Origin of the sequence: Pedobacter sp. Bi126, from assembly GCF_918698245.1 — a bacterium.
In the GTDB taxonomy this organism is placed as follows: domain Bacteria; phylum Bacteroidota; class Bacteroidia; order Sphingobacteriales; family Sphingobacteriaceae; genus Pedobacter.
The window spans coordinates 953,969-976,229 of the sequence record NZ_CAKKMS010000001.1 but is presented as its reverse complement, the minus strand read 5'-3'; the positions used below and the strand labels follow the sequence as shown (position 1 = coordinate 976,229).

The 22,261-nt window shown below is 39.4% G+C and carries 21 protein-coding genes; 10 read left to right on the top strand and 11 right to left on the bottom strand.

The genetic code is table 11. The features are described 5' to 3' along the window. Positions 1-267: 267 nt before the first annotated feature. On the top strand, positions 268-2,487 hold the full coding sequence (locus LQ201_RS03840; protein ID WP_230145422.1) for an NADP-dependent isocitrate dehydrogenase: 2,220 nt from the start codon (positions 268-270) through the stop codon (positions 2,485-2,487). A 244-nt stretch (positions 2,488-2,731) separates the two neighbouring features. On the opposite strand, the gene LQ201_RS03835 is transcribed toward LQ201_RS03840, so the two are convergent. Beyond that, positions 2,732-3,280, bottom strand: coding sequence for a hypothetical protein (locus LQ201_RS03835; RefSeq protein WP_230145421.1), 549 nt, complete (start codon positions 3,278-3,280; stop codon positions 2,732-2,734). 265 nt (positions 3,281-3,545) lie between these two features. Here LQ201_RS03835 and LQ201_RS03830 point away from each other — a divergent pair, with 265 nt between their 5' ends. Further along, positions 3,546-3,953 (top strand): hypothetical protein, encoded by a 408-nt coding sequence (locus tag LQ201_RS03830; RefSeq protein ID WP_230145420.1) that lies wholly within the window; start codon positions 3,546-3,548, stop codon positions 3,951-3,953. 147 nt (positions 3,954-4,100) lie between these two features. On the opposite strand, the gene LQ201_RS03825 is transcribed toward LQ201_RS03830, so the two are convergent. From LQ201_RS03825 to LQ201_RS03815, 3 genes are all read right to left on the bottom strand, one after another. After that, positions 4,101-5,924 carry a DNA polymerase III subunit gamma/tau gene (locus LQ201_RS03825; RefSeq protein ID WP_230145419.1) on the bottom strand — a complete coding sequence of 608 codons (1,824 nt, stop codon included), beginning with the start codon at positions 5,922-5,924 and terminating at the stop codon, positions 4,101-4,103. 103 nt (positions 5,925-6,027) lie between these two features. Next, positions 6,028-6,786, bottom strand: coding sequence for a DUF1570 domain-containing protein (locus LQ201_RS03820; protein ID WP_230145418.1), 759 nt, complete (start codon positions 6,784-6,786; stop codon positions 6,028-6,030). 6 nt (positions 6,787-6,792) lie between these two features. Next, positions 6,793-7,656, bottom strand: a complete 864-nt coding sequence (locus LQ201_RS03815; RefSeq protein ID WP_230145417.1) for an AraC family transcriptional regulator — start codon at positions 7,654-7,656, stop codon at positions 6,793-6,795. A gap of 182 nt (positions 7,657-7,838) precedes the next feature. Between LQ201_RS03815 and LQ201_RS03810 the strand changes: the two genes are divergently transcribed. The 4 genes from LQ201_RS03810 (at position 7,839) to rplI (ending at position 9,799) form a co-directional block, all read left to right on the top strand. Beyond that, positions 7,839-8,432 carry a hypothetical protein gene (locus LQ201_RS03810; RefSeq protein ID WP_230145416.1) on the top strand — a complete coding sequence of 198 codons (594 nt, stop codon included), beginning with the start codon at positions 7,839-7,841 and terminating at the stop codon, positions 8,430-8,432. Positions 8,433-8,723: 291 nt separating this feature from the next. Beyond that, complete coding sequence (rpsF, locus tag LQ201_RS03805) at positions 8,724-9,080, top strand: 30S ribosomal protein S6 (protein WP_029277408.1); 357 nt, start codon at positions 8,724-8,726, stop codon at positions 9,078-9,080. Further along, positions 9,080-9,343 carry a 30S ribosomal protein S18 gene (gene rpsR, locus LQ201_RS03800; RefSeq protein ID WP_010599582.1) on the top strand — a complete coding sequence of 88 codons (264 nt, stop codon included), beginning with the start codon at positions 9,080-9,082 and terminating at the stop codon, positions 9,341-9,343. Before rpsF ends, rpsR begins: the two co-directional genes overlap by 1 nt. Before the next feature lie 12 nt (positions 9,344-9,355). Continuing rightward, entirely contained in the window at positions 9,356-9,799 is a 444-nt protein-coding gene (gene rplI / locus LQ201_RS03795; RefSeq protein WP_029277406.1) for a 50S ribosomal protein L9, read from the top strand. Positions 9,800-9,919: 120 nt separating this feature from the next. On the opposite strand, the gene LQ201_RS03790 is transcribed toward rplI, so the two are convergent. Further along, entirely contained in the window at positions 9,920-10,618 is a 699-nt protein-coding gene (locus tag LQ201_RS03790) for an SDR family oxidoreductase (protein ID WP_230145415.1), read from the bottom strand. Between the two features lie 30 nt (positions 10,619-10,648). Continuing rightward, positions 10,649-11,458 (bottom strand): DUF1080 domain-containing protein, encoded by an 810-nt coding sequence (locus LQ201_RS03785; RefSeq protein ID WP_230145414.1) that lies wholly within the window; start codon positions 11,456-11,458, stop codon positions 10,649-10,651. A 190-nt stretch (positions 11,459-11,648) separates the two neighbouring features. Between LQ201_RS03785 and mtgA the strand changes: the two genes are divergently transcribed. Then, positions 11,649-12,377, top strand: coding sequence for a monofunctional biosynthetic peptidoglycan transglycosylase (gene mtgA, locus LQ201_RS03780; RefSeq protein WP_230145413.1), 729 nt, complete (start codon positions 11,649-11,651; stop codon positions 12,375-12,377). Positions 12,378-12,451: 74 nt separating this feature from the next. On the opposite strand, the gene LQ201_RS03775 is transcribed toward mtgA, so the two are convergent. From LQ201_RS03775 to LQ201_RS03765, 3 genes are all read right to left on the bottom strand, one after another. After that, complete coding sequence (locus LQ201_RS03775) at positions 12,452-14,863, bottom strand: AsmA family protein (protein ID WP_230145412.1); 2,412 nt, start codon at positions 14,861-14,863, stop codon at positions 12,452-12,454. Between the two features lie 96 nt (positions 14,864-14,959). After that, on the bottom strand, positions 14,960-15,250 hold the full coding sequence (locus tag LQ201_RS03770) for a YciI family protein (protein ID WP_230145411.1): 291 nt from the start codon (positions 15,248-15,250) through the stop codon (positions 14,960-14,962). Positions 15,251-15,255: 5 nt separating this feature from the next. Continuing rightward, positions 15,256-15,735: an ABC transporter ATPase gene (locus LQ201_RS03765; protein WP_230145410.1), complete on the bottom strand. Its 480-nt coding sequence runs from the start codon at positions 15,733-15,735 to the stop codon at positions 15,256-15,258. A 50-nt stretch (positions 15,736-15,785) separates the two neighbouring features. Between LQ201_RS03765 and LQ201_RS03760 the strand changes: the two genes are divergently transcribed. From LQ201_RS03760 to LQ201_RS03750, 3 genes are all read left to right on the top strand, one after another. After that, positions 15,786-16,271: a hypothetical protein gene (locus tag LQ201_RS03760; RefSeq protein WP_230145409.1), complete on the top strand. Its 486-nt coding sequence runs from the start codon at positions 15,786-15,788 to the stop codon at positions 16,269-16,271. 659 nt (positions 16,272-16,930) lie between these two features. Then, the gene (locus LQ201_RS03755; protein ID WP_230145408.1) at positions 16,931-18,568 is read left to right on the top strand and encodes a TldD/PmbA family protein; all 1,638 of its coding nucleotides are present in this window, start codon (positions 16,931-16,933) and stop codon (positions 18,566-18,568) included. An 8-nt stretch (positions 18,569-18,576) separates the two neighbouring features. Then, on the top strand, positions 18,577-19,914 hold the full coding sequence (locus LQ201_RS03750; protein WP_230145407.1) for a TldD/PmbA family protein: 1,338 nt from the start codon (positions 18,577-18,579) through the stop codon (positions 19,912-19,914). Between the two features lie 78 nt (positions 19,915-19,992). On the opposite strand, the gene LQ201_RS03745 is transcribed toward LQ201_RS03750, so the two are convergent. Together LQ201_RS03745 and LQ201_RS03740 are read right to left on the bottom strand one after the other, a co-directional pair. Continuing rightward, entirely contained in the window at positions 19,993-20,781 is a 789-nt protein-coding gene (locus LQ201_RS03745; RefSeq protein WP_029277013.1) for a (Fe-S)-binding protein, read from the bottom strand. 80 nt (positions 20,782-20,861) lie between these two features. Next, positions 20,862-22,157 carry a (Fe-S)-binding protein gene (locus tag LQ201_RS03740; RefSeq protein WP_230145406.1) on the bottom strand — a complete coding sequence of 432 codons (1,296 nt, stop codon included), beginning with the start codon at positions 22,155-22,157 and terminating at the stop codon, positions 20,862-20,864. Positions 22,158-22,261 lie beyond the last annotated feature (104 nt).

Genomic DNA, 22,261 nt, shown 5'->3' with positions numbered 1-22,261 from the left:
TAGCCCTGATCGGAACACACATCCCGTTTTATCGGGATAAAGCGGTGAGCAGGACTAAATTAAAAATTGCAAATCGCCCTGCGCTCCAATAACAAATCCCGTCATTAATATTTTACTCGCTATCTGCAATTAATGGTACTATAAATAACATTGCGATGTTCCTTAATTCATTCGATTATTTTATCTTTAGGCGATTTTAAAAAGATCGGTTTACAAACCTGGAAACCGATTGAATAGTTAACCTTAATAAGCAAAATCAATATAAACATGTCAAATACATCAAAAATTATCTACACCAAAACCGACGAGGCGCCAATGTTGGCAACCTACTCACTTTTACCTATCGTACAAGCTTTTACTGCGTCAGCGGGTATTGATGTAGAAACCAGAGATATTTCTTTAGCAGGAAGAATTTTGGCAAACTTTCCTGAGTATTTAAAAGACGATCAAAAAATTGGTGATGCTTTAGCAGAGCTTGGTGCCTTGGCTACCACTCCGGAAGCTAACATTATCAAATTACCGAATATTTCTGCTTCTATCCCTCAATTGGTAGGTGCAATTACCGAGCTACAGGCGCAGGGTTTTGCAATTCCAAATTATCCTGATAATGCACAGAGCGACGAAGAAAAAGCAATTAAAGCTAAATATGCAAAAGTTTTAGGTTCTGCAGTAAATCCGGTTTTACGTGAGGGTAACTCCGATCGTAGAGCGCCTAAAGCGGTTAAAAATTACGCCAAACAAAACCCGCACTCAATGGGTAAATGGTCTGCAGATTCGAAAACCAAAGTAGCCAGCATGACTGAAGGCGATTTTTACGGCTCAGAAAAATCTACAACCGTTGCTGAAGCAGGTCAATTTAAAATAGAATTTGTTGCTGCTGATGGTGCTGTAACCGAATTAAAAGCTTTGTCACCATTAAAAGCAGGAGAGGTGATTGATAGTTCTGCATTGAGCTTATCGGCATTGAAAACTTTTGTGGCTAAAGAAATTGCTGAAGCTAAGGCTCAAGGCGTTTTATTATCTGCACACTTAAAAGCAACAATGATGAAGGTTTCTGATCCGATTATTTTTGGTGCCATTGTTGAAGTTTACTTTGCAGATGTGTTTACTAAATATGCTGACCTTTTCAAAGAACTGAACATTGATACCAGAAATGGTTTAGGCGATGTTTACGCTAAAATTGCAGGCAACGCAAAACAAGCTGAAGTTGAAGCTGCTTTGGCACAGGCCATAGAAAACGGTCCGGCCCTGGCCATGGTTAATTCTGATAAAGGAATTACCAACCTTCATGTTCCATCGGATGTGATTGTTGATGCTTCGATGCCGGCCATGATCCGTACTTCGGGACAGATGTGGAACAAAGAAGGTAAAGCACAAGATACCATCGCTTTAATTCCAGACCGTTGTTATGCTGGTGTTTACACTGCAACCATTGATGACTGTAAAGCAAACGGTGCTTTCGATGTGACTACCATCGGTTCGGTACCCAATGTTGGTTTAATGGCACAAAAAGCTGAAGAATATGGTTCGCATGATAAAACGTTCCAGGCTACTGGTGCAGGAACAATCCGCGTAACTGATGCTGATGGTAAAGTATTTTTCGATCAGAAAGTAGAAAAAGGCGATATCTTCCGCATGTGCCAAACTAAAGATGCCCCGATTCAGGATTGGGTAAAATTAGCGGTTAACAGGGCACGTTTATCAGAAACCCCTGCCGTTTTCTGGTTAGACGAAAATAGAGCACACGATAGAGAAATCATTGCTAAAGTAAATACTTATTTAAAAGACCACGACACTACAGGTTTAGATATCCGCATTTTGGCGCCAATCGAGGCCACTAAATTTACCCTAGAGCGCATCCGCAAAGGTTTAGATACCATTTCGGTTACCGGTAACGTATTGCGTGATTATTTAACAGATTTATTCCCGATTTTAGAATTAGGAACCTCTGCTAAAATGTTATCGATCGTGCCTTTAATGAACGGTGGTGGTTTGTTCGAAACTGGTGCTGGTGGTTCTGCTCCAAAACATATTGAGCAGTTTATTGAAGAAGGTTATTTACGTTGGGATTCGCTTGGGGAGTTTTTAGCACTTCAGGCCTCTTTAGAGCATTTATCTCAAACACAAAATAATGCAAAAGCGCAGGTATTGGCCGATGCTTTGGATGAGGCAAACGCGAAATTTTTGGCAACGGATAAATCTCCAGGCAGAAAACTGGGTACTATCGATAACCGTGGTTCTCACTTCTATTTGGCTTTATATTGGGCTGAAGCTTTAGCGGCTCAAACTAAGGATGCTGATTTGCAGGCCAGATTTGCACCGTTGGCTAAAACTTTGTTAGCAAACGAAGCGAAAATCAACGAAGAGTTGATCGGTTCGCAAGGTAAACCTCAAAACATTGGCGGTTACTATAACCCTGATGACGAACTGGCAAGCAAAGCAATGCGTCCGAGTGAAACATTAAATACTTCTTTGGCTTCTTTGTAAACTAAGGAAAATAATAATAGGAGCGTCCTGGTGTAAATATCGGGACGCTTTTTTTGTAATGTTTTTTCTCAGCTTTAATGATCGTTTTGTTAGAAAATGACAAGGCTTTTGTATTTGAAAAGCAAATGCAGAAGCTTTTAGGTTATAGCAGTCCCGCTCCCGCTTCTGCTCCCGATGAAGGATCGGAAGCATCCCGCTTTGATCGGGTTTAGGTGGCTTAGTGAGTGATGCTACTCATTGTATACTATTGTTGTTTGTAACGATAAACTTTAACCCGTTTTTTGCTAGATAGCATGCTCTGAACGGGTAAAAAATAAAGAGTAAAAAATAAAATCGAAGCTCCTACGGTAAGGAAAAAGATAAGAAATGAAGCATCATTTGCATCTTCAATTCGATCGTAAATTACTGTTCCATCAGCATTGATCTGGTAAACACTAACTTCTTTTGATAAAACATGCTTTCTCAATAAAAGACTTAGGTTTTTGGAAGTTTTTAAAAGCTCATTGACATCGTCCATTGCGTTTTTGCTATCGTGAACTATATCTAGCCGTTGGGTAATTTTGAATAACTGCTTATTGTTTTTTAGGTTAAACCTCAATACCGCTATTTTACCGGTCTCATCCATTAAAGAAAGGCCTCTTTCAGGTTCTATTATTTCAACATCAACTTTTGAATAACCTAGGGTTCCCCTTATTTCTTTAAGTAGACTTTTTGAAAACAAAATATCGACAAGGGAATAAATAGAGAAAATTAAAGTAACTAAACCTAATATTAAGGGCCTGAGGTTTTTCAATGTCGTTGTGTATTGATTTTTAGATTTATAGCTTCAAATTTAGTTGAATAATTTACCTTTCAAAATGGGATTATACTACGCTCTGCCCGCGTGAGGGATAGCAACGGAACGCCCACAGCCCGGTTCTTCACCGGCGAGGACTTGAAGTGTATAGCCCGACCCTTGCGCAGCTTGGGGCACGCCCAAAATTTGAAGATTCTCTTGCCAGAAACAAACCTTATTGGGATCATTTTGTTATATTCATATAAATTAGAACACCCATATCATGGCAAATAACGAGAATAAAGGATCGCAGGATAAAATACACAGTACCACAGAAAATAGCGAAATCAATAAAGAGAATCTCGCTTATGATGAAAATAAGCAGAGTTACGAGCTAGATGTAAGAGGTACAGATAAAGATTACGACCACCCGATGGGATACGAAACGGTTGCTGCTGGTGCCAAAGATGATGATTCTACTTACGATGAAGCTAACCCTTATATTGGTGATGAATATGCCCGCAATGAAGAAATTGCCGAGGATAACCTGGAAGAATTAGGCATGCACGTAGATAATGGGGAGAGTGTAAAGCTTAACCCTGAGGATGAAATACTTGCCCGTACACCTGAAGATAACCGCGATGATTTAGATGAAGAAGGTTATCCGATTAACGATACGCCCCAAAAATAGTCAATAAATTACTGTCGTAAGATAGTTAGTTGACGAAACAATCATAATTGGAAAAGCAGGGTTATACATTTACGATGATGTGTAATCCTGCTTTTTGCTTAGTAATTTTTAATCGAATAAGTATTGTTCAGTTATCGGATCTGAAATTTAAGGATTAACATCTAAATTAAATCTCCTGCGCAATTCGTCGAGCTTTGGGTTTTTGTTTACCAGGTAATCATACTTTTCGCGGTTGCCATAAAGCCTGTTTTCTATTTTACGTTCAACAAGTTTGTAGGTAACCTCTACACCGAAATTGCTAAGCTCATTTCTCAAAAAGTTCAACAGCTCAACAGATTCTTGTTGTACAAGGTGTTCCTGCGTTTTACTTTCTACCGAAATTTCGATCAGCTCGGGATTTAAAAGCGTAGGTGCGAAATTATTTAAGATGGTAAAAAGATTGATTTTATCGGCCGCCTTCATTTTTTGAGTAAAAGCATTCCATACTTCCAATAAGCGGTCGTAACTAAAAGGTTCTCTGGCTTCGCCTGTAACTTTCTTTGGACCCTTATCGTCATCTTCCTGTGCAACCCGGTTCAGATCGTTTAACGATGGAATGAGTGTGCTTATCGCATTGGGCTTTGGAATATTGATACTGATGGAAGTTGCAGATGGTGGCGGACCAACCCTGGGTGTTTCCTTAGGTTTTTCTTCTTCAGGAATGTTCGGTAAAACAGCTGTTTTAACAATAGGCGATACAGCTTGGGCCGTATTTTCGCTTTCTGTTTTTGGCTTTGGCGTTTCTGCCTGCCCGGCTACGACATTAGTTTTTTTTTTATCCTGATCTACGTCAGTTGCTGTGTTATTAGGGCTTAAAGGCTGTTGTGCTAAATTGACGACCGACCGGATATAGCACATTTTAATCAGTGCCAGCTCTACCTGTAAACGCTGGTTTTTAGAATTCTTGTAATTTAGATCGCAGGTATTGGCCAGGTTTAATGCCGTTAGCAAGAATGATAATTCTGTTTGCCTGCACTGATCGAGATATTTTTGCTTGATGTTTTCGCTAACTTCTAAAAGTTTAATGGTTGATGCATCTTTACCTACCAATAAATTACGGAAGTGCGAAGCCAGGCCATTTATAAAGTTATTGCCATCGAAACCATTATTTAAAATTTCGTCGAACAGGAGTAGGGTCTGGCTAACTTCTGCTGCGGTTAAATAAGAGGTAAGTTTGAAAAAATAATCGTAATCTAAAATATTTAGGTTATCGATTACAGCTTTATAAGTAATGTTCTTGTTTGCATAACTGGCAATCTGATCGAACATGGAAAGTGCATCACGCAGTCCACCGTCTGCCTTTTGGGCAATAATATGCAAACCATCGCTTTCAAAAGCAATATTTTCGCGTTGGGCAATGGTTGATAAATGGCTGGCAATATCTTCTACCTGGATCCGGTTGAAATCAAAAATCTGGCAACGTGATAAAATAGTCGGCAGAATTTTATGTTTCTCAGTGGTGGCCAGGATAAAAATAGCATAAGAAGGTGGTTCTTCCAGTGTTTTCAAAAAGGCATTAAATGCACTCTGCGATAACATATGAACCTCATCAATGATATAGATCTTATATTTTCCTGCTTGTGGTGGTATTCTAACCTGCTCAATTAAGCTACGGATATCATCAACAGAGTTGTTTGAAGCCGCATCTAATTCGTGAACATTAAAAGAATGCCCATTCTGGAAAGAAAGACAGTTGTCGCATTGGCCACAGGCTTCCATTTCTGCTGTAGGGTTGGTACAGTTAATGGTTTTTGCAAGGATACGTGCACAGGTTGTTTTACCCACACCACGAGGCCCGCAGAATAAAAATGCCTGGGCAAGTTGATTGTTTTTAATGGCGTTTTTTAACGTACCGGTAATATGCTGCTGACCAACAACGGTTTCGAAGGTGGCTGGGCGGTATTTACGGGCAGAAACGATAAAATTTTCCATCGGCACGAAAATAGGAATTTTTTATCAGTTGGAATGTGGTAAGGTTGGAATGTTGAAAAGTTGTAATATGATCAGGCTGGAGGCTTAAGCTTAAAAGAACAATTTATTTATGATAGTTGTAAAATAGCTTATATGTTTCTTCAAACCGGTCAAACCTGCCAAAAGTAAGTTCAATTGCTTTTTCGGTATCGTAACCCTGCGTATTTAGTTTAATTATTTTTTTAAGCAGGTCTGTTCTTTTGGATTTTATAAAAAAGTAGATCACACTGTAGGCCGTGTTGTAATTGTCGTCTACATCATGCCCGTAAAATGAACCACTGTATATTTTAAAGAAATTTTTTAGCCTTTCACTGTCTTTCGAATCTATTCCTGCTTTTATACGCTTAATTCTACCGCTTTGTGGATAGGAGTATAAATTCCCCTCACTGTCAAAATCCAATGTTTCGAAAAACTCTGCAAGGCCTTCGTTTAACCATTTGGGCGATTTTTTAAAATTAAACTGGAAAATACTATGGCTGGCCTCATGGAGTGCTACCGAAATGAAATCGCTGCTCTTATATACAAAGGCTTCGTTAATTGCGGCAATATAAAATCCAGCACTATTTATTGGTGCACTATATGTTTTTTGCGCTAACCGATAATCTTTACTTTTTCCATAAAGGTTTATTTTAACAGGTGCAGTAATGTTCTCTCTGGTTTCAAAAATTTCGTTACAGAACATGCGTTCGTAAGCAATCAGTTTCTCTATCTTTTTTTGCTCGGTTTCGCTTATTTTGCAGTTAACTAAATTAATGTCAACATATTGAGCATGCAGGGATAAGCTGATGACGTTTAAGAGTATCAATAGTAGGGATTTGTTCATGCTCATTTATTTAATCAGCGACTTAAGCTCATGCCTGTATTCTGATGCACTTTTGCCTGTAAACTCCTTGAACAACTTATTAAAATGGCTAAAGTTGTTAAAACCGCTTTCGTAAGAAATATTGGCAATACTGATGGGCTTTTCGGCCAGAAGCTTTGAAGCATGTACCACCCTGTATTCATTTACAAAATGGGTAAAGGTTTTTTTTGTGATCTTTTTAAAATATCGACAAAAGGATGGAACTGTCATACTCGACATTTCAGCGATGTGCTGCAAACTGATCTGATCCTGAAAATGATCTTTTACATAGTTAAAGATCATATTAATGCGGTCGTTATCCTGCACCTGCATTTCCATCGAAAACCCGTCGGCATTTAGAATTTTGTAATCTTTGGCGTGTTCAAGTTCTTTTAAAACGCTGAGCAGGGTTAAAAGCCTGTCGAATGGGGGCTGATCGTCCATCATTTCGATCCGGTCGCCTACCATACGCTTGGTTTCGCTGCCGAATGCAATTCCGGCCTTTGCTTTATCAAAAAGCTCATGGATTCCTTTTATCTCCTGCAGACCCAAAAAAGTGGCGCCTAAAAAATCAGGCTTCATCTGGATTACCGTTTCGTTTTTATTCCCCGTATTGGTGTCCGTAAATCCGCAATGGGGCAGGTTGCTGCCAATCAGGATCAGATCACCATCGGTATAATAAGAAACGTGGCTGCCGATCTGCCTTTTTCCTGCACCACCATTTACAAATACCATTTCAACTTCGGGATGGTAATGCCAGAGGTGCGCCATGTTGTTGGCGTTCTCCACGTATTTTGAATAATAAAATGAACTTCCGAAAGAAGGCTCAACAACCTCGAAACTTGGCTTCATTATTTTTTAATTTATTGTACTAAAATACATAAAAAATATGCTTTATTATAACTTATGACAAAATACCCCAGTAATCGGGGTAATATAGCATAGATATTGGAAAATATGCAATCGTCTATATCTCAGTTGCCTCCATACCTTAGTGGTGTCATATAATTATTAACTCTTTAAAAATATTGGTTATGAAAAAGTTCTTAAAAATCGGTTTAATAGCAGCGTTGTTTTTTACTGCTACGGGTGTTCACGCTAACGATGATAATTTTACATTAAAAGTAAAAGGCGAAAAAGAAAAGTTTATCCGTTTTTCTGTAGATAAGGCAGAAGACGTTAATCTGTCGCTGATCGGTGCAGATGAGGAAGTTTTATTTGAAGAAAATATTCATGCTTCAGCTTTATCAAGCAAGGTTTATGATTTAAACGCACTTCCTGATGGAAACTATGTGCTTAAAGTAGAGTCTGAATTAAAACTGGCTAAATATACCGTAACCATCAAAGATGGTGAGGCGCTTGTGTCTGAGCCAAAAGTATCTAACATATTTAAACCGGTTTATACTAAAAATGATCAGGTAATTACCCTTGATCTGGATAACCTGGACAAAAATCCAGTTGAAGTTAAAGTATACAACGAATACAATGACGAGGTTTACAACGAAGTATTTAAAGATAAAGCGCAGTTAACAAAAAAATTCAATATCAGCAAAACAGATTCTAAAGAATTAACCTTTGTGGTGACGTATAAAGAAGAGAGTTTTGTTAAAACGATACAAACTTATTAAACATTACAGCTAATTGATATGGGGAGATTGTCGGATAGATAGTCTCCCTTTTTTTGTTTGTTAGATTAGGTGTGAGATATAGGAGATGAGATTTGAGGCGCCAGAATTGTGAGGAGGTAATGTTTCGCGGTCATTTTTCGGTGTTTCATTTTATCATATAACTTTTTCTTTCTTAATTGCTTGTGATTCTTCTTTTTTCTAATTAATCATTTGATTTTAAGAAATATATTGTTACTTTTGCATCCCCGTAATATACCTCGGGATTAAAAATTAAAAACATAATTTATAACAATGAATCAGTACGAAACTGTTATCGTTCTAACCCCTTTGTTATCAGAAGAAGTTGCTAAAGAGGCATTAGCCAAATATAAAGCAATCCTTGTTGATAACGGAGCCGAAATTGTCCAAGAGGATAATTGGGGTTTGAGAAAATTAGCGTATCCAATTGAGAAAAAATCAAACGGATTCTTCAACTTAACTGAATACAAATCTTCAGGTGATTTGATCGCAAAATTAGAGCTTGAATTAAAACGCGATGAGCGTGTGTTACGTTTCTTAACAATCCGTTTAGACAAACACGCTGTTGCTTACAATGAGAAAAAGCGTAGTGGTGCTTTTAACAAAAAAACTAAGGAGGTTGCAGCGTAATGGCAAGAGAACAAATACAATACGTAACTGCCCCTAAAGTAGAGGATAACCGTAAAAAATATTGCCGTTTCAAGAAAAACGGAATTAAATACATCGATTACAAGGATGCAAATTTCTTGTTGAAATTTATTAACGATCAAGGTAAATTATTACCACGCCGTTTAACTGGTACTTCGTTAAAATTCCAACGTAAAGTGGCTCAGGCAGTTAAGCGTGCCCGTCACATCGGTTTGTTACCTTTCGTTGCTGATCAATTAAAATAGGAGGCTAGAGATATGGAAATTATTTTAAAACAAGATATTAAAGGCCTTGGTGAGAAAGATGATGTAGTTACAGTAAAGCCAGGTTATGGCCGTAACTATTTAATCCCTCAAGGATTTGGAGCATTGGCTACTTCTTCTGCTAAAAAAGTTTTAGCAGAAAACTTGAAGCAAGCTGCTTTTAAACAAGATAAAATTAAGAAAGATGCTGAAGGTGTTGCTGAGCGTTTAACTGATGTTAAACTTTCAATCGGTGCTAAAGCAGGCGAAAGCGGAAAAATCTTCGGAGCGGTTAATACCATCCAGATTGCTGAAGCATTAAAAGCACAAGGCTTTGATGTAGACCGTCGTCGTATTACTTTCGAAACTGAACCTAAATTTGTTGGCGAATATGTTGCTAACTTAAACTTACACAAAGAAGTTAAAGTTCAGGTTCCTTTTGAAGTAGTTGCTGAATAAGCATTCTTTAAAGAATCAAAAAAAAGGTCTCGATGAAAATCGGGACCTTTTTTTATGGAAAATGGATAATTTAAGAAAGGATATGGTAAACGGTATCCCTTTTTAAATTATCCATTATTTTTATCCCTTCGGCGTAGTTGGCCTAATTTCTACCTTACTCGGCAAAGTTCTTGCCGGCATGGCCAATAAATCAACAATCAGTTTACCCATATCCTCTGGTTGGATTTTCCAGGCATCATTTTCAGCATTGGGCTGGTGATCGTTAAAATGGCTCGCTACCGATCCTGGCATAATGGTACTCACCTTTACGCCATATTTTCTTAAATCGAGCATAACCGATTGCGTAAAACCTGTTAAACCAAATTTACTGGCATTGTAAGCTGAGCCGCCCGCAAAAAAGTTTGTACCTGCTAAGCTGGATATGGTAAAGATATGCCCCTTGTTCTTTTTGATCTCTTCAACAGTAGCTTTAATGCTATAAAAAACGCCCGTTAAATTGGTATCAATAGTTTCTTTCCATAAATCCACATCCAGTTCGTCAATAGGTGCAAAATGACCTACACCGGCGTTGGCGATAAGTATATCCAATTGTCCCCATTTTTCGAGTATCAGGTTTACCGCACCTTGCTGAGATTTAAAATCTGCAACATCTGCTTCAATGGCCAATACATCACCATGAGCCACCAGATGTGATGCGGCCTGGTTTGCGCTGGCAATTGTTCTGCTGGTAATGGCTACTTTATAACCTTCTTTTAGAAGGGCTTCGGCAATACCGAAACCAATTCCTTTACTTCCTCCTGTAATTAATGCAACTTTCATGTTCTTGTAACGTATAGTATCGAAAAATGTTTAATTAGATTTTTTGTTGTTATGGCGTGGAAGCTCCATGATCTGGATATCTTTAAAATCTACTGGCTGTCCCTCACTTTGTAAGGCAATAAAACCTTGTGTAAGTGCTTTTCCATCAGTTTTAATTTTTGGATCGAAACGATTAGCTACGCCTCCGCCAATTTGTGGCTTGTTATATTGCAATACGGTATCACCATTGATAATATGTTTAACGATCGAATCGCCCATAACAATAAGCTCGGCAGATACCCACTGGTCGCCATCGTAAGTTTTTGATTTCGAATCCAGACAATGCCCCGGGAACTTACTGCCATTGTAAAAAATCTCCGTACCTGGTGAACACATATTTCCTGTAGGGCGGGGACGGCCATCGCTCAAACCGCCTAAAAACTGCATCTCGATCGAAATTGGCCAATCTTGTTCTTTAGGCATGGTTTTCGGATCTTGAGAATGGAACATCACCCCGCTATTACGCAAAGTATAACTTGGTGCCCCTTTTTGCAGCTCGCCAACAAAGCGGTATTTTAATTTTAGATGATAGTAAGAGAAGGGTGTTTTGTAATAAAGATGGCCAAACTGATCATTAAAATCGCCGTATTGATCATATCGGACTTGTATTGTCCCGTCTTCAACCCTAAAGGTATTTCCGTAGTTTACATTGTAATCATGATGGTGGATTTTAACGTTCCAATCTTTAATGTCTTTCCCGTTAAAAAGTGTTATCCACTTTGCAGACTTGTTATTGATATTCTTGGTTGTACTGCAGCTCCATAGTGTAACAGCAAGAAAGAGATAGCCTAGTTTTTTCATTTGGTTAATTTTGTTTGCACTCTGTTTGAAAATGTGAAATCACAAAATACATAAACAAACTGATTTTAATGTACAATAAGGGTTTACCACGAGAATTTTGCATTTTGGCGTTGTTTTTCGATGATAAAAAAACGCATTATACCGGCCCTCTACATTTCCCATCTTCCGTCCCTTTAATTACCTTTGCGCCATGGCGAAAACGCGGACAAACAGAACCAAAAGCAAATCAAAACACCCCCTTCTAAAGAAGATCACCAATATTGCTACGAAAGTATTTTTATATTTTCTGCTGGTTTCTGTGTTTTGGGTAATCGCGCTGCGTTTTATCAATCCGCCTATTACACTTTTAATGGTGCTACGGAACATTGAACGCAAAGCCGATGGTAAGTCTTTTAAAACAGAGAAAAAGTGGGTGAAATTCGAGGACATGTCTGATAATATGAAAAGGGCTGCGGTATCTGCCGAAGATCAGCTCTTTTTAAAACATATCGGTTTTGATATGAAAGCCATCGAAAAAGCTTTTGCGAGCAATGCCAAAGGGAAAAAGGTAAAGGGTGGAAGTACCATTTCGCAACAAACAGCTAAAAATGTTTTTTTATGGCCCGGTCGATCGTGGATAAGAAAAGGTTTTGAAGCTTATTTTACTTTACTCATCGAACTGTTTTGGAGCAAAGAAAGAATATTGGAAGTTTACCTGAACGTAATCGAAATGGGTGATGGGATTTATGGCGCCGAGGCCGCCGCCCAGGAGTATTATGGTAAATCCTGTACAAAACTGACCAGGAAACAAGCCGCTTTAATTGCTTCCTGTTTTCCAAACCCCAGAAGGTGGACACCTAAAAATGCAACCCCGTACATCAGGCACCGTCAATATCTGATTTTAAGAAATATGAATAGATTAGGGCCGCTTGATTTTTAGTCGACAGTCCAAAGTCCTGAGTCTTCAGTCAATTTATCGACTAGGGACTTTGGACTCCAGACTTGGGACTAAAACTAGTCGTGATCCTTATTCCACCTGATTTTTATTCCACCTTTTTCGTCGTCAACAGCTTTTAGGTGTAATACAATACCGCGCATACGGGCTTCTCTTTTTTCCGATCTGGTTAGGTTTTCATCACCCTTTGGATTTCTCAGCGGAATGTCCATCTCTACATTTGTACCACTCCCTAAAGCGTAAATGCCTTTTACATTAAAGTTTAAAGCGCTGGAATTTATCTGCATCGGACTGATTTCTACTTTATCACCACGCACGTTAAGTGTTCCATCAAGATTTTTGATTTCTACGTTTGATAAGTTCCTGTTGGCAAAGGCAAATTTCCCTACCTTAACCATCGGATCGAAATTAATCAATGCGGCATTGTTCAGGTTGAATACCACTTTTCCATTTATCGATCTTGGAAGAATTTTTCCCGTGTGCGATATCCTTCCGGAAATGTTGGCCAACGCTGATAAATAACCCTTTAAATTCTTGTTGGTAATGGTATTCTGTCCGAAGTTATCAAATGAATAAAAGAAATCTTTAACACTTACATGGCTGATCTTTGAGTTGATTTTAAAGCTATTTGAGGCGGCTTCCTGCATAATATTTCCATTCAGTGACAACTGACCACCCGCATGGGCCACGCTTATTTTGTTGAAGAATATCCCTCCGCCACGCAAAGAAATGTCGGCATCGAGATTTTTGGCCAGAAAATTATCATAAATAGCTTTATCAACGGTTAAACGGATATTCATTTTCGAAAGCTCCAGCACATTACTCAACTCTTTGGAAACCACTTGTTTGTTTCCGCTCGATTTTTTCTTCGCTGTTCTTGGTCCTAAGAAAGGTAAAAACTCTTTTAGGTAGAGTTGAGGGCTCGACATTTTTAAGTTCACCAATATTTTTTCGGGAGCAGTATAATACAGGTTGGCAAAGTTGGCAATGCTACAACTTACATTAAGCTCGCTTTTGCCCAACTGGAAATGCCCGTTCTGTATCGATAAGTCGTTCTGGTTGAAGTTGATGTTCAAGGCACTTTTTACCAGGTGAAGCCTACGGGGGATGTAAAGGATATCGGCATCGGCAATCTGTATTTTACCTGAAACAACAGGTTTTGTAAATCTGAAATTATCAATATCTGCCTTACAGTATAACCTCAGGTTGGCTGTTCCATCTTTAAATTCAAAATCGTTCGTGCCTAGTGAATTGTTTAAATTGGATAGTGGAAATTGCGAGGTTACCAATCCGGTGGCAATTGGACGCGATAAATTATTCACTGTGAAAGTGTCGATCTTAAGCGGTGCATTAAAATATTTTGCTGTAAGCCTGTGGAATTTGATGGATGAATTTTCATCACCAATAATACCACCAACGGTATCCCGATTGGTAAAGGAGCCATCAAAATTACAGGCCGTTAATTTGCCTGCCGGAATAGAAACCACATTATCCCGAACGGTTATGCCTACTTTGATCAAGGGATCTCCGTATTTCCCTGTTCCGTCATCAACAATATTTCCCCGGATATCGATCGGTTTTTCTATGCCGAATTTTAAGAGTTTTGAGGAGATATTAGGCGATAAGAGTAAGGCAACATCTCTGAATAAAATATCATCAACAGCTATGCTAATAGCAAAAGCAGATTTATCCAATTCTATTTTAGCACCGATTTTAAAAGGGTGCCCGCCAATGTTCAAGATTTCGGGACTCAGTATTACCGCATCCAATTCGCGGCTGTAATGTGCATTTAATGTTCCATCAAGCGTCTTGTCTTTCAAAAAGCTACCTTTGCGGGTATTAAAGGCGAAACTGTTCACTTTCGTCATTAACTTGATTTTACCTGTCCACCCGCTATCAGGATATTGCATTCTGCCCTGGATCTGATCGATATCGAAATTGAATAACTTGAACCTTTTTTTGTTATCTAATATCAGGCTAACCTTATTAAAATCTATTTTTTTTACTTCTAATGCGGAAGATTTTGGCGACGATTTTTTATCTGTTTTAGATTTGCTTTTGAAAATACTGGTGTTGCTATAACCAGTAGAATCGGTGTATATATAAATAGCCGCATTGTTGATGGCAATCTGTTTAATGTTGATATTACCTACTATGAGCGAAAGTACGTTTAGTGATACATCTATATCCTGCGCTTTTAAAAGATCGTGTTTATGTTGGTTCCATAAACTATCTCTCAGTAGAACGCCGTTTAAGGATACCGAAACCCCAGGAAAGCTTTTCAGGAGTGTTGGCTCCATGCTTGTAGCGGTAATTTTTCCGTTTAAATTTTTATTGAGCTGTGATAGGATAGAAGCGAGTACTTCTTTTTTATTTCTACTGATGTAAAATGCGCCCGCCAACCAGGTGAGAATAATCAGAACAACAACAACCGATATGATTTTTAAAGAGATTTTGAGCCAGCGCTTCATAGACATTATTTGATTTAACCAATATAATGTTTTTTGCTAGCTAATTGTTTGAGCAGTAGTGAAAATAATGTAGGATATCACTACGGGTTTTAAGAATTATTTTCCTAAAAGCGATTCGAGATCAGGATGGTATTGTGAAGTTAAGAATTGGGTAATGGTGAAATCGGCTAGCCTGTGTTTGTAGAAAGGATCCTCCATTAGGATCTTTTTTAATTCATCTTCATCTTTTGCCAGGGCTAAAATAATTCCACCGGTTCGGGGTACTTTTCTGCCCGAAGCAACAAAAATGTTTTTTTTATAGTATTTCTTTAAATATTGGACATGGGCGTCCATATGTTCATCCAACTTGGTTAGTGGAACAATATATTTAAGATCTACAATGAACATATAGCTTACAATAAATGGGCAAAAACAGTAGAATGCCAGCTGTTTTGGAATGGCACTTCCCATTTGCTTTCCAACTCTGCCAGATTTTGTACCATGTTGTTAAAAACAATCGTTTCTGGCGTTACCTGTTTGATATTTACCAAAGTTTCAAAATCTTCTTTGCTGTTTACTATAACTTCTCCATTTACTTTATAGGCAATGTTGAAGCGGTTAAAAAGGTCTACATGATATTCCTGTTCAATTTCTTTTATTAAGCGAACAGAGCTATCAATGGAGCAACCGGTAACGCCCGCCTGGCTTTCGTCGACTGTTAGGATAATAAAAAAGCCATAGCGGATTTCTGCTTTTGCAAGCAATTCATTTCCATGTGCTTTCCACTGGTTAGTAAAAGCTGCTAATTTGTTTAAGATCTCACTTTCTTCAACAGAAGTAAATTTGCGATCGCTTTGGTATACCCAAACTCTTGATTGTGGAGAAAAACTCATATACAAATTTATGATTTTAATTAAATTGGTGTGTTTAAAACGCTAACCTGATGAAAAAGTTTACACTCTGCTTGAAAATATCCCTTCTTTCGGCTTTTTGTATGTTTTTATGTGCTTTTTCCGACCCCGAAACCGTAGCACAATCGATCAATTTTCTTCAAAAAACATTTATCGATCATTACGATGGCAGTCAGGAAAGCGACCAGGTAAAGCGTTATGAGCTAAATGTTACCAACAATGGCTTTTGCCGTTATAAGCGTTACTTTAATAACGGTAAAACAGAGTATTTCGCATTTAAGCTGTCGAAATTTAAAGATATGGACTATTATGGTACAACTACTTCGGGCAAATTGTATATCCATACCAAAGGTGACGATGTAATTGTACAGACTTATAAAGATAGGGGAGGCGATGTAGACTCGATGGCTACGCAAGTAGTTATTCCGTTAAAAAATATGGAAGCTGAAGATTTAAACCTGATCCGTGATCATTTGAATAAAATAAATGCAGAGGTTTCAATTTCTCAGAAGCCATAACTTGTCTCTGACGATGAGCATTTCAAGCGAGTTGATTATCTTTTTATAGTCTTATTAATTCTGTTTGTTAACACCATTAGGGTACTAATTTAAATGTCAAGCTTATTGTTTGTTTTGGAGCGCAATGCCATTCGCTTTTTTTTATGTTAGTCCTGCTCTTCGCTTTATCCCGATGAAATATCGGGGATGCCGCTTCGATCAAGGCTATGAACTTAGGTTTGTGGCACGGAAAACCGACATAGTAGCAGAAAATGGCTAAACTAAACCTGATCGAACGAATGCCATTTTTCATGGCAGAAGGTAGAGCAGGAAGAAATTGACCTATGGAATACTGCTATTGCTTTCCTAAAATAAGAAGCCATCAAGTCAGTAATGTTAAACATGATGCAGCTTGCGCCAGTAGTATATAATATGAAATAAAATATGGGCGATTTTTTTGGAGCGCAATGCCATTCGCTTTTTTTTATGTTAGTCCTGCTCTTCGCTTTATCCCGATGAAATATCGGGGATGCCGCTTCGATCAGGGCTATGGACTTAGGGCTGTGGCACGGAAACCGACGTAGGAGCAGAAAAATAACAACCTCACCAGCACAAGGATCAAGAAATTTTTTAATATAAGTTAAAACACTTATATTCAGTCAACTTAAAACAATCTCATCTTGAAACGTAGAAACTTTATTTATTTAACTGGCGTAGGGGCTGCCGCGGCAATGCTTCCTGCTATCCCGGTTTTTGGGAAAGAGATTTCCCCCGAGCAAGCCTTAACGTATATTGATCCGGCGGCTAAAAAAATCCTGTCTGATGTAGCCCTAAATGCGGCACGCTCAAAAGGCGCAACTTATACTGATGTACGTGTAGGCAGGTACCTTAACCAATACGTAGTTACACGCGAGGATAAAGTAGAGAATATTGTAAATACCGAATCGTATGGGATTGGTATCAGGGTAATTTCGAATGGCAGTTGGGGATTTGCGGCAACCGACAAAATGGACAAAGATAGTATTGCCAAGGCAGCCGAACTGGCGGTAACTATTGCCAAAGAAAATGCCCGTTTGTTAAGAGAGCCCGTAAAGCTGGCGCCACAAAAAGGATATGGTGAGGTAAGCTGGAAAGCACCGATTGAGAAAAATACCTTTGAGGTACCCGTAAAAGAAAAGGTAGATTTATTGCTGGCGGTGAACGATGCGGCTATGAAAGGTGGTGCAGATTACATTAATTCCATCTTATTTGCAGTAAATGAACAAAAATATTTTGCATCTACCGATGGTTCTTATATCGACCAGGATATCCACCGTATCTGGCCTACTTTTTTTATCACTAAAATAGATAAGGCAACAGGTAAGTTCGAAACGAGAAATGCATTGAGTGCACCTACTGGCAAGGGATACGAATACCTGGATGCAAGGCCACAGGATAAAATACAAACAGCTTCGGGCACGCTTTATAAAGGCAGGTACGATATGCTTGAAGATGCTACACAGGGAGCCAGGCAGTTGGGTGAAAAAATGAAGGCAAAATCAGTAGAGCCAGGTAAGTATGATCTGGTATTGGATCCTTCACATTTATGGTTAACCATACACGAATCGTGCGGTCACCCAACCGAGCTTGATCGGGTATTGGGCTACGAAGCCAATTATGCAGGAACCAGCTTCCTGACACTTGACAAATGGGAATCTAAAAAATTTAATTATGGCAGCAAGGAAGTTAATATTACTGCCGATAAAACCGAAGTCGGATCTTTAGGCGCTGTCGGTTATGATGATGAAGGTGTAAAATGCGGAAAATGGGATGTGATTAAAGACGGTATATTGGTAAATTACCAAGCCATCAGAGATCAGGCGCATATATTAGGCTTAAATGCTTCGCAAGGCTGTTGTTATGCCGATAACTGGAGCAGTGTGCAGTTTCAGCGTATGGCCAACATTTCACTGCAGCCGGGCAAAGCCAAACTGAGTATAGCCGATCAGATCAAAAATGTGGAAAAAGGCATTTACATTGTGGGCGATGGGTCTTTCTCTATCGATCAGCAACGTTATAACTTTCAGTTCGGCGGTCAGCTTTATTACGAAATTAAAGATGGCAAAATCGCAGGTATGCTTAAAGATGTAGCCTATCAGGCCAATACCCAGGAATTCTGGAATTCGTGCGTGGCTATCTGCGATGAAAGTGATTACCGTTTGGGAGGCTCTTTTTTCGATGGTAAAGGTCAGCCTGGTCAGGTGAGTGCTGTGTCCCACGGATCGGCAACCACACGTTTTAATAAAGTTAATGTTATCAACACCGCTAGAAAAATCTGATAGAAATTATGCCAATCTTAACAAAAGCAGAAGCAAAGGCACTTTTAACTAAAGTACTTTCTTACTCTAAAGCAGAACAATGTGAAGTAAACCTAAATTGCTCAGATAGCGGTAATATAAGGTACGCCCGAAATTCAGTATCAACCAGTGGGGGAATAAGTGCGAACAGCCTGGTAGTCAGTTCGGCCTTCGGAAAAAAACTGGGTACGGCTACTATAAATGAATTTGATGATGCCTCATTGGAAAAAGTAGTGCGCAGGGCAGAAGAACTTGCACAGCTGGCACCCGAAAATCCTGAATTTATGCCTTTTCTCGGTCCGCAGGAATATGGTGCCGATTCGCCTACCTTTTCTCCGGCTACAGCAGCCGTTACCCCGAAAGACAGAGCCGATGCAGTACAGGCCAGTTTAAAACAGGCTATAGACAGTAAGTTGAATGCTGCAGGGTTTTTATCCAACAGTATAGGCTGTTCGGCAATGATGAACAGTAAAGGTTTGTTTGCCTACAATACTTCAACCGATGTAGCTTTTAACATTACCGTAAGAACTGATGATGGTAAAGGATCTGGTTATGCCACAAGGGGATATAATGATTTTAGCAAGCTCAACGCAAAAGCCGATACGGCTATAGCAGCCAAAAAGGCCATGTCGTCGGTAACGGCAAAAGCCATTGAGCCAGGTAAGTATACCGTTATTTTAGAACCAACTGCGGTAGCGGTGATGCTGGAAAACTTATTCTTCTCGATGGATGCCAGACAGGCCGATGAAGGACGGAGCTTTATGAGCAAAACCGGAGGTAAGACGAAATTGGGAGAGCAGCTGGTGGATGAAAGGGTGAATATTTATTCAGACCCATGGAATCCCGAACTGCCAACGGCAACATGGTCTGGGGATGGAAGGCCTCAGCAGAAAGTAAACTGGATAGAAAAAGGAGTAGTTAAAAATTTATACAGCTCAAGGTACTGGGCGCAAAAAACCGGGATTAAAGCGATCCCCTTCCCCGGTGGCGCCATTATGAAGGGCGGAACGAAAACCCTGGAAGAGCTGATCAAAGGAACAGAAAAAGGTATATTGGTTACACGCCTATGGTACATCCGCACGGTGGATCCGCAAACCCTTTTGCTGACAGGGCTGACCAGGGATGGTACTTTTTACATCGAAAATGGAGAGATCAAGTTCCCAGTTAAAAATTTCCGTTTCAATGAAAGTCCGATTATTATGTTGAACAACCTGGATGAAATCGGAATAGCCGAAAGAACAGTTAGTGCCGAATCGGAAGCCAACTATCTTTTACCTCCATTAAGAATAAGAGATTTTACTTTTACCTCTTTATCTGATGCGGTATAGCAAATCAAGAATTAACAATATGATAAAGCCTGAGCATCATCGATGTTCAGGCTTTATTTGTTTATTTAAAAGCTGAGGTTATAGTCCGTTTGCCCTTGCTGTAATCTCAGCAATATCCAATACCTTAACTTCCTGTTCTTTATCTTTTAGTTTAATACCGTCGCTTAGCATGGTCATACAGAATGGGCAACCTGCTGCAATAACCTGTGGATTGGTTTGTAAAGCCTCATCAATGCGTTCTACATTGATATCTTTATTTCCCTTTTCTGGTTCTTTAAACATCTGTGCACCTCCGGCACCACAGCATAAGCCGTTGCTTTTGCAGCGTTTCATTTCTACCAACTGCGCATCAAGTACCTCCAGGGCTTTTCTAGGCGCTTCGTAAATTCCATTTCCACGGCCCAGATAACATGGATCGTGATAGGTGATTTTTTTACCTTTGAAACTTTCGCCACCTTCCGCTTTTAGTTTGCCTTCGTTAATCAGATCCTGTATCAATTGCGTATGGTGGATCACCTCGTAAGTGCCGCCTAAACCCGGATATTCATTTTTAATGGTATTGAAGCAATGTGGGCAGCCTGTTACAATTTTTTTGATGTTGTAAGCATTCAATACCTCAATATTGGTCATGGCCTGCATCTGGAAAAGAAACTCGTTACCAGCCCTTTTAGCAGGATCTCCGGTGCAACTTTCTTCAGTTCCTAAAACGGCGTATTTTATGCCTACATGATGTAAGATCTTGCAAATGTCGCGGGTAATTTTCTGCGCTCTTTCATCGTAACTTCCAGCACAGCCAACCCAAAATAATATTTCCGGTTCTTCACCTGCGGCCATCAACTCGGCCATTGTAGGGACTTTAAATTCCATTTGTCTAGTATCTAATATCAAGTATCAGGACCTGATGTAATTATTATTTTAATTCAATGCCGACAGAAAACTGTCAATTGCTAGCTTTCTTGTGCCCAGTTAAAACGATCGGCAGGAGAGTATTTCCAGGGCGCCTGGTTGTTTTCAATATTTCCCATCATGGCGTTAATGCTGCCTGGTGCCTGCGACTCTTCCATTACTGCAAAACGGCGAAGCTCCATAATAATCTGTAATGGATCAATGTTTACCGGACAGGCCTCTACGCAGGCGTTACAACTGGTGCAGGCCCAAATTTCTTCTCTGCTAATGTAGTCATCCAATAAAGATTTTCCATCCTGATGTTCAGCACCATGTTTGTCAATATTTTGGCCCACTTCGGTAATGCGATCGCGGGTATCCATCATAATTTTCCGCGGCGATAAAAGTTTACCTGTAATATTTGCCGGGCATACCGAAGTACACCTTCCGCACTCGGTACAGGTATAAGCATTCATGAGGTTTACCCAACTTAAATCAGTTACGTCTTTGGCGCCAAATTTGCCGGGTTCGGTTTCTGCCGGGACAAAAGAAGGATCGAGCATGGCTTTCACCTCATTGGTAACCGAGGCCATATTGGTAAACTCACCTTTGGGCTCCAAATTAGAAAAGTAGGTATTTGGAAAGGCGAAAAGAATATGAAAGTGTTTCGAATAAGGCAGGTAATTTAGGAAAGCCAGAATGCCTATAATGTGGAACCACCAGCAGCTTCGCTCTACGATAACCAAGGCACTTTCTGATGAAGGCAGGATATTAATTAAATACTGACTCACTGGAAATGCACCGGCATTAACATAATGACTGGCGCCCAAAAGCTGTAATTTTGCATCGGCTGCATTCATTAACAAGAAAGCACTCATTAACAAAATCTCGGTGATGAGGATGTAATTGGCATCAGATTTTGGCCAGCTTTTCATCTCCACGCCGCTAAAGCGTTTAAGTTTTAAGATATTTCTGCGGATCAGAAAAATAGCGCACGAAACCCAAACGGTAAAGGCCAGGATCTCGAAAGATCCGATCAGAAAGTTATATAAACCACCTAGGCCATTAAAAATCCGGTGTGTGCCGAATAAACCATCGATCATGATCTCCAATACTTCAATGTTAATGATCACAAAACCGATGTAAACAAAAAAGTGAAGAAAGGCAGGGATAGGGCGGACAACCATTTTAGACTGACCAAAAGCCACACGAAGCATGGTCATTAATCTTTTTTGTGGCTGATCTTGTCGATCTGCCGGTTTTCCTAAACGGATATTGCGAATTATTTTACGCAGGTTAACTGTAAACAGCGCAATTGCTGCAAGTGTAAGTACTAGAAAAAGGATCTGTGCTACCATGCAATATTAGATTGTTACGCTAAATTAGGATATTAATCTAAATAAATTGCTATGCATGCATAAAAAAAATAATAAAATTGTTTGTTTGTACTCATTCTAAGCAA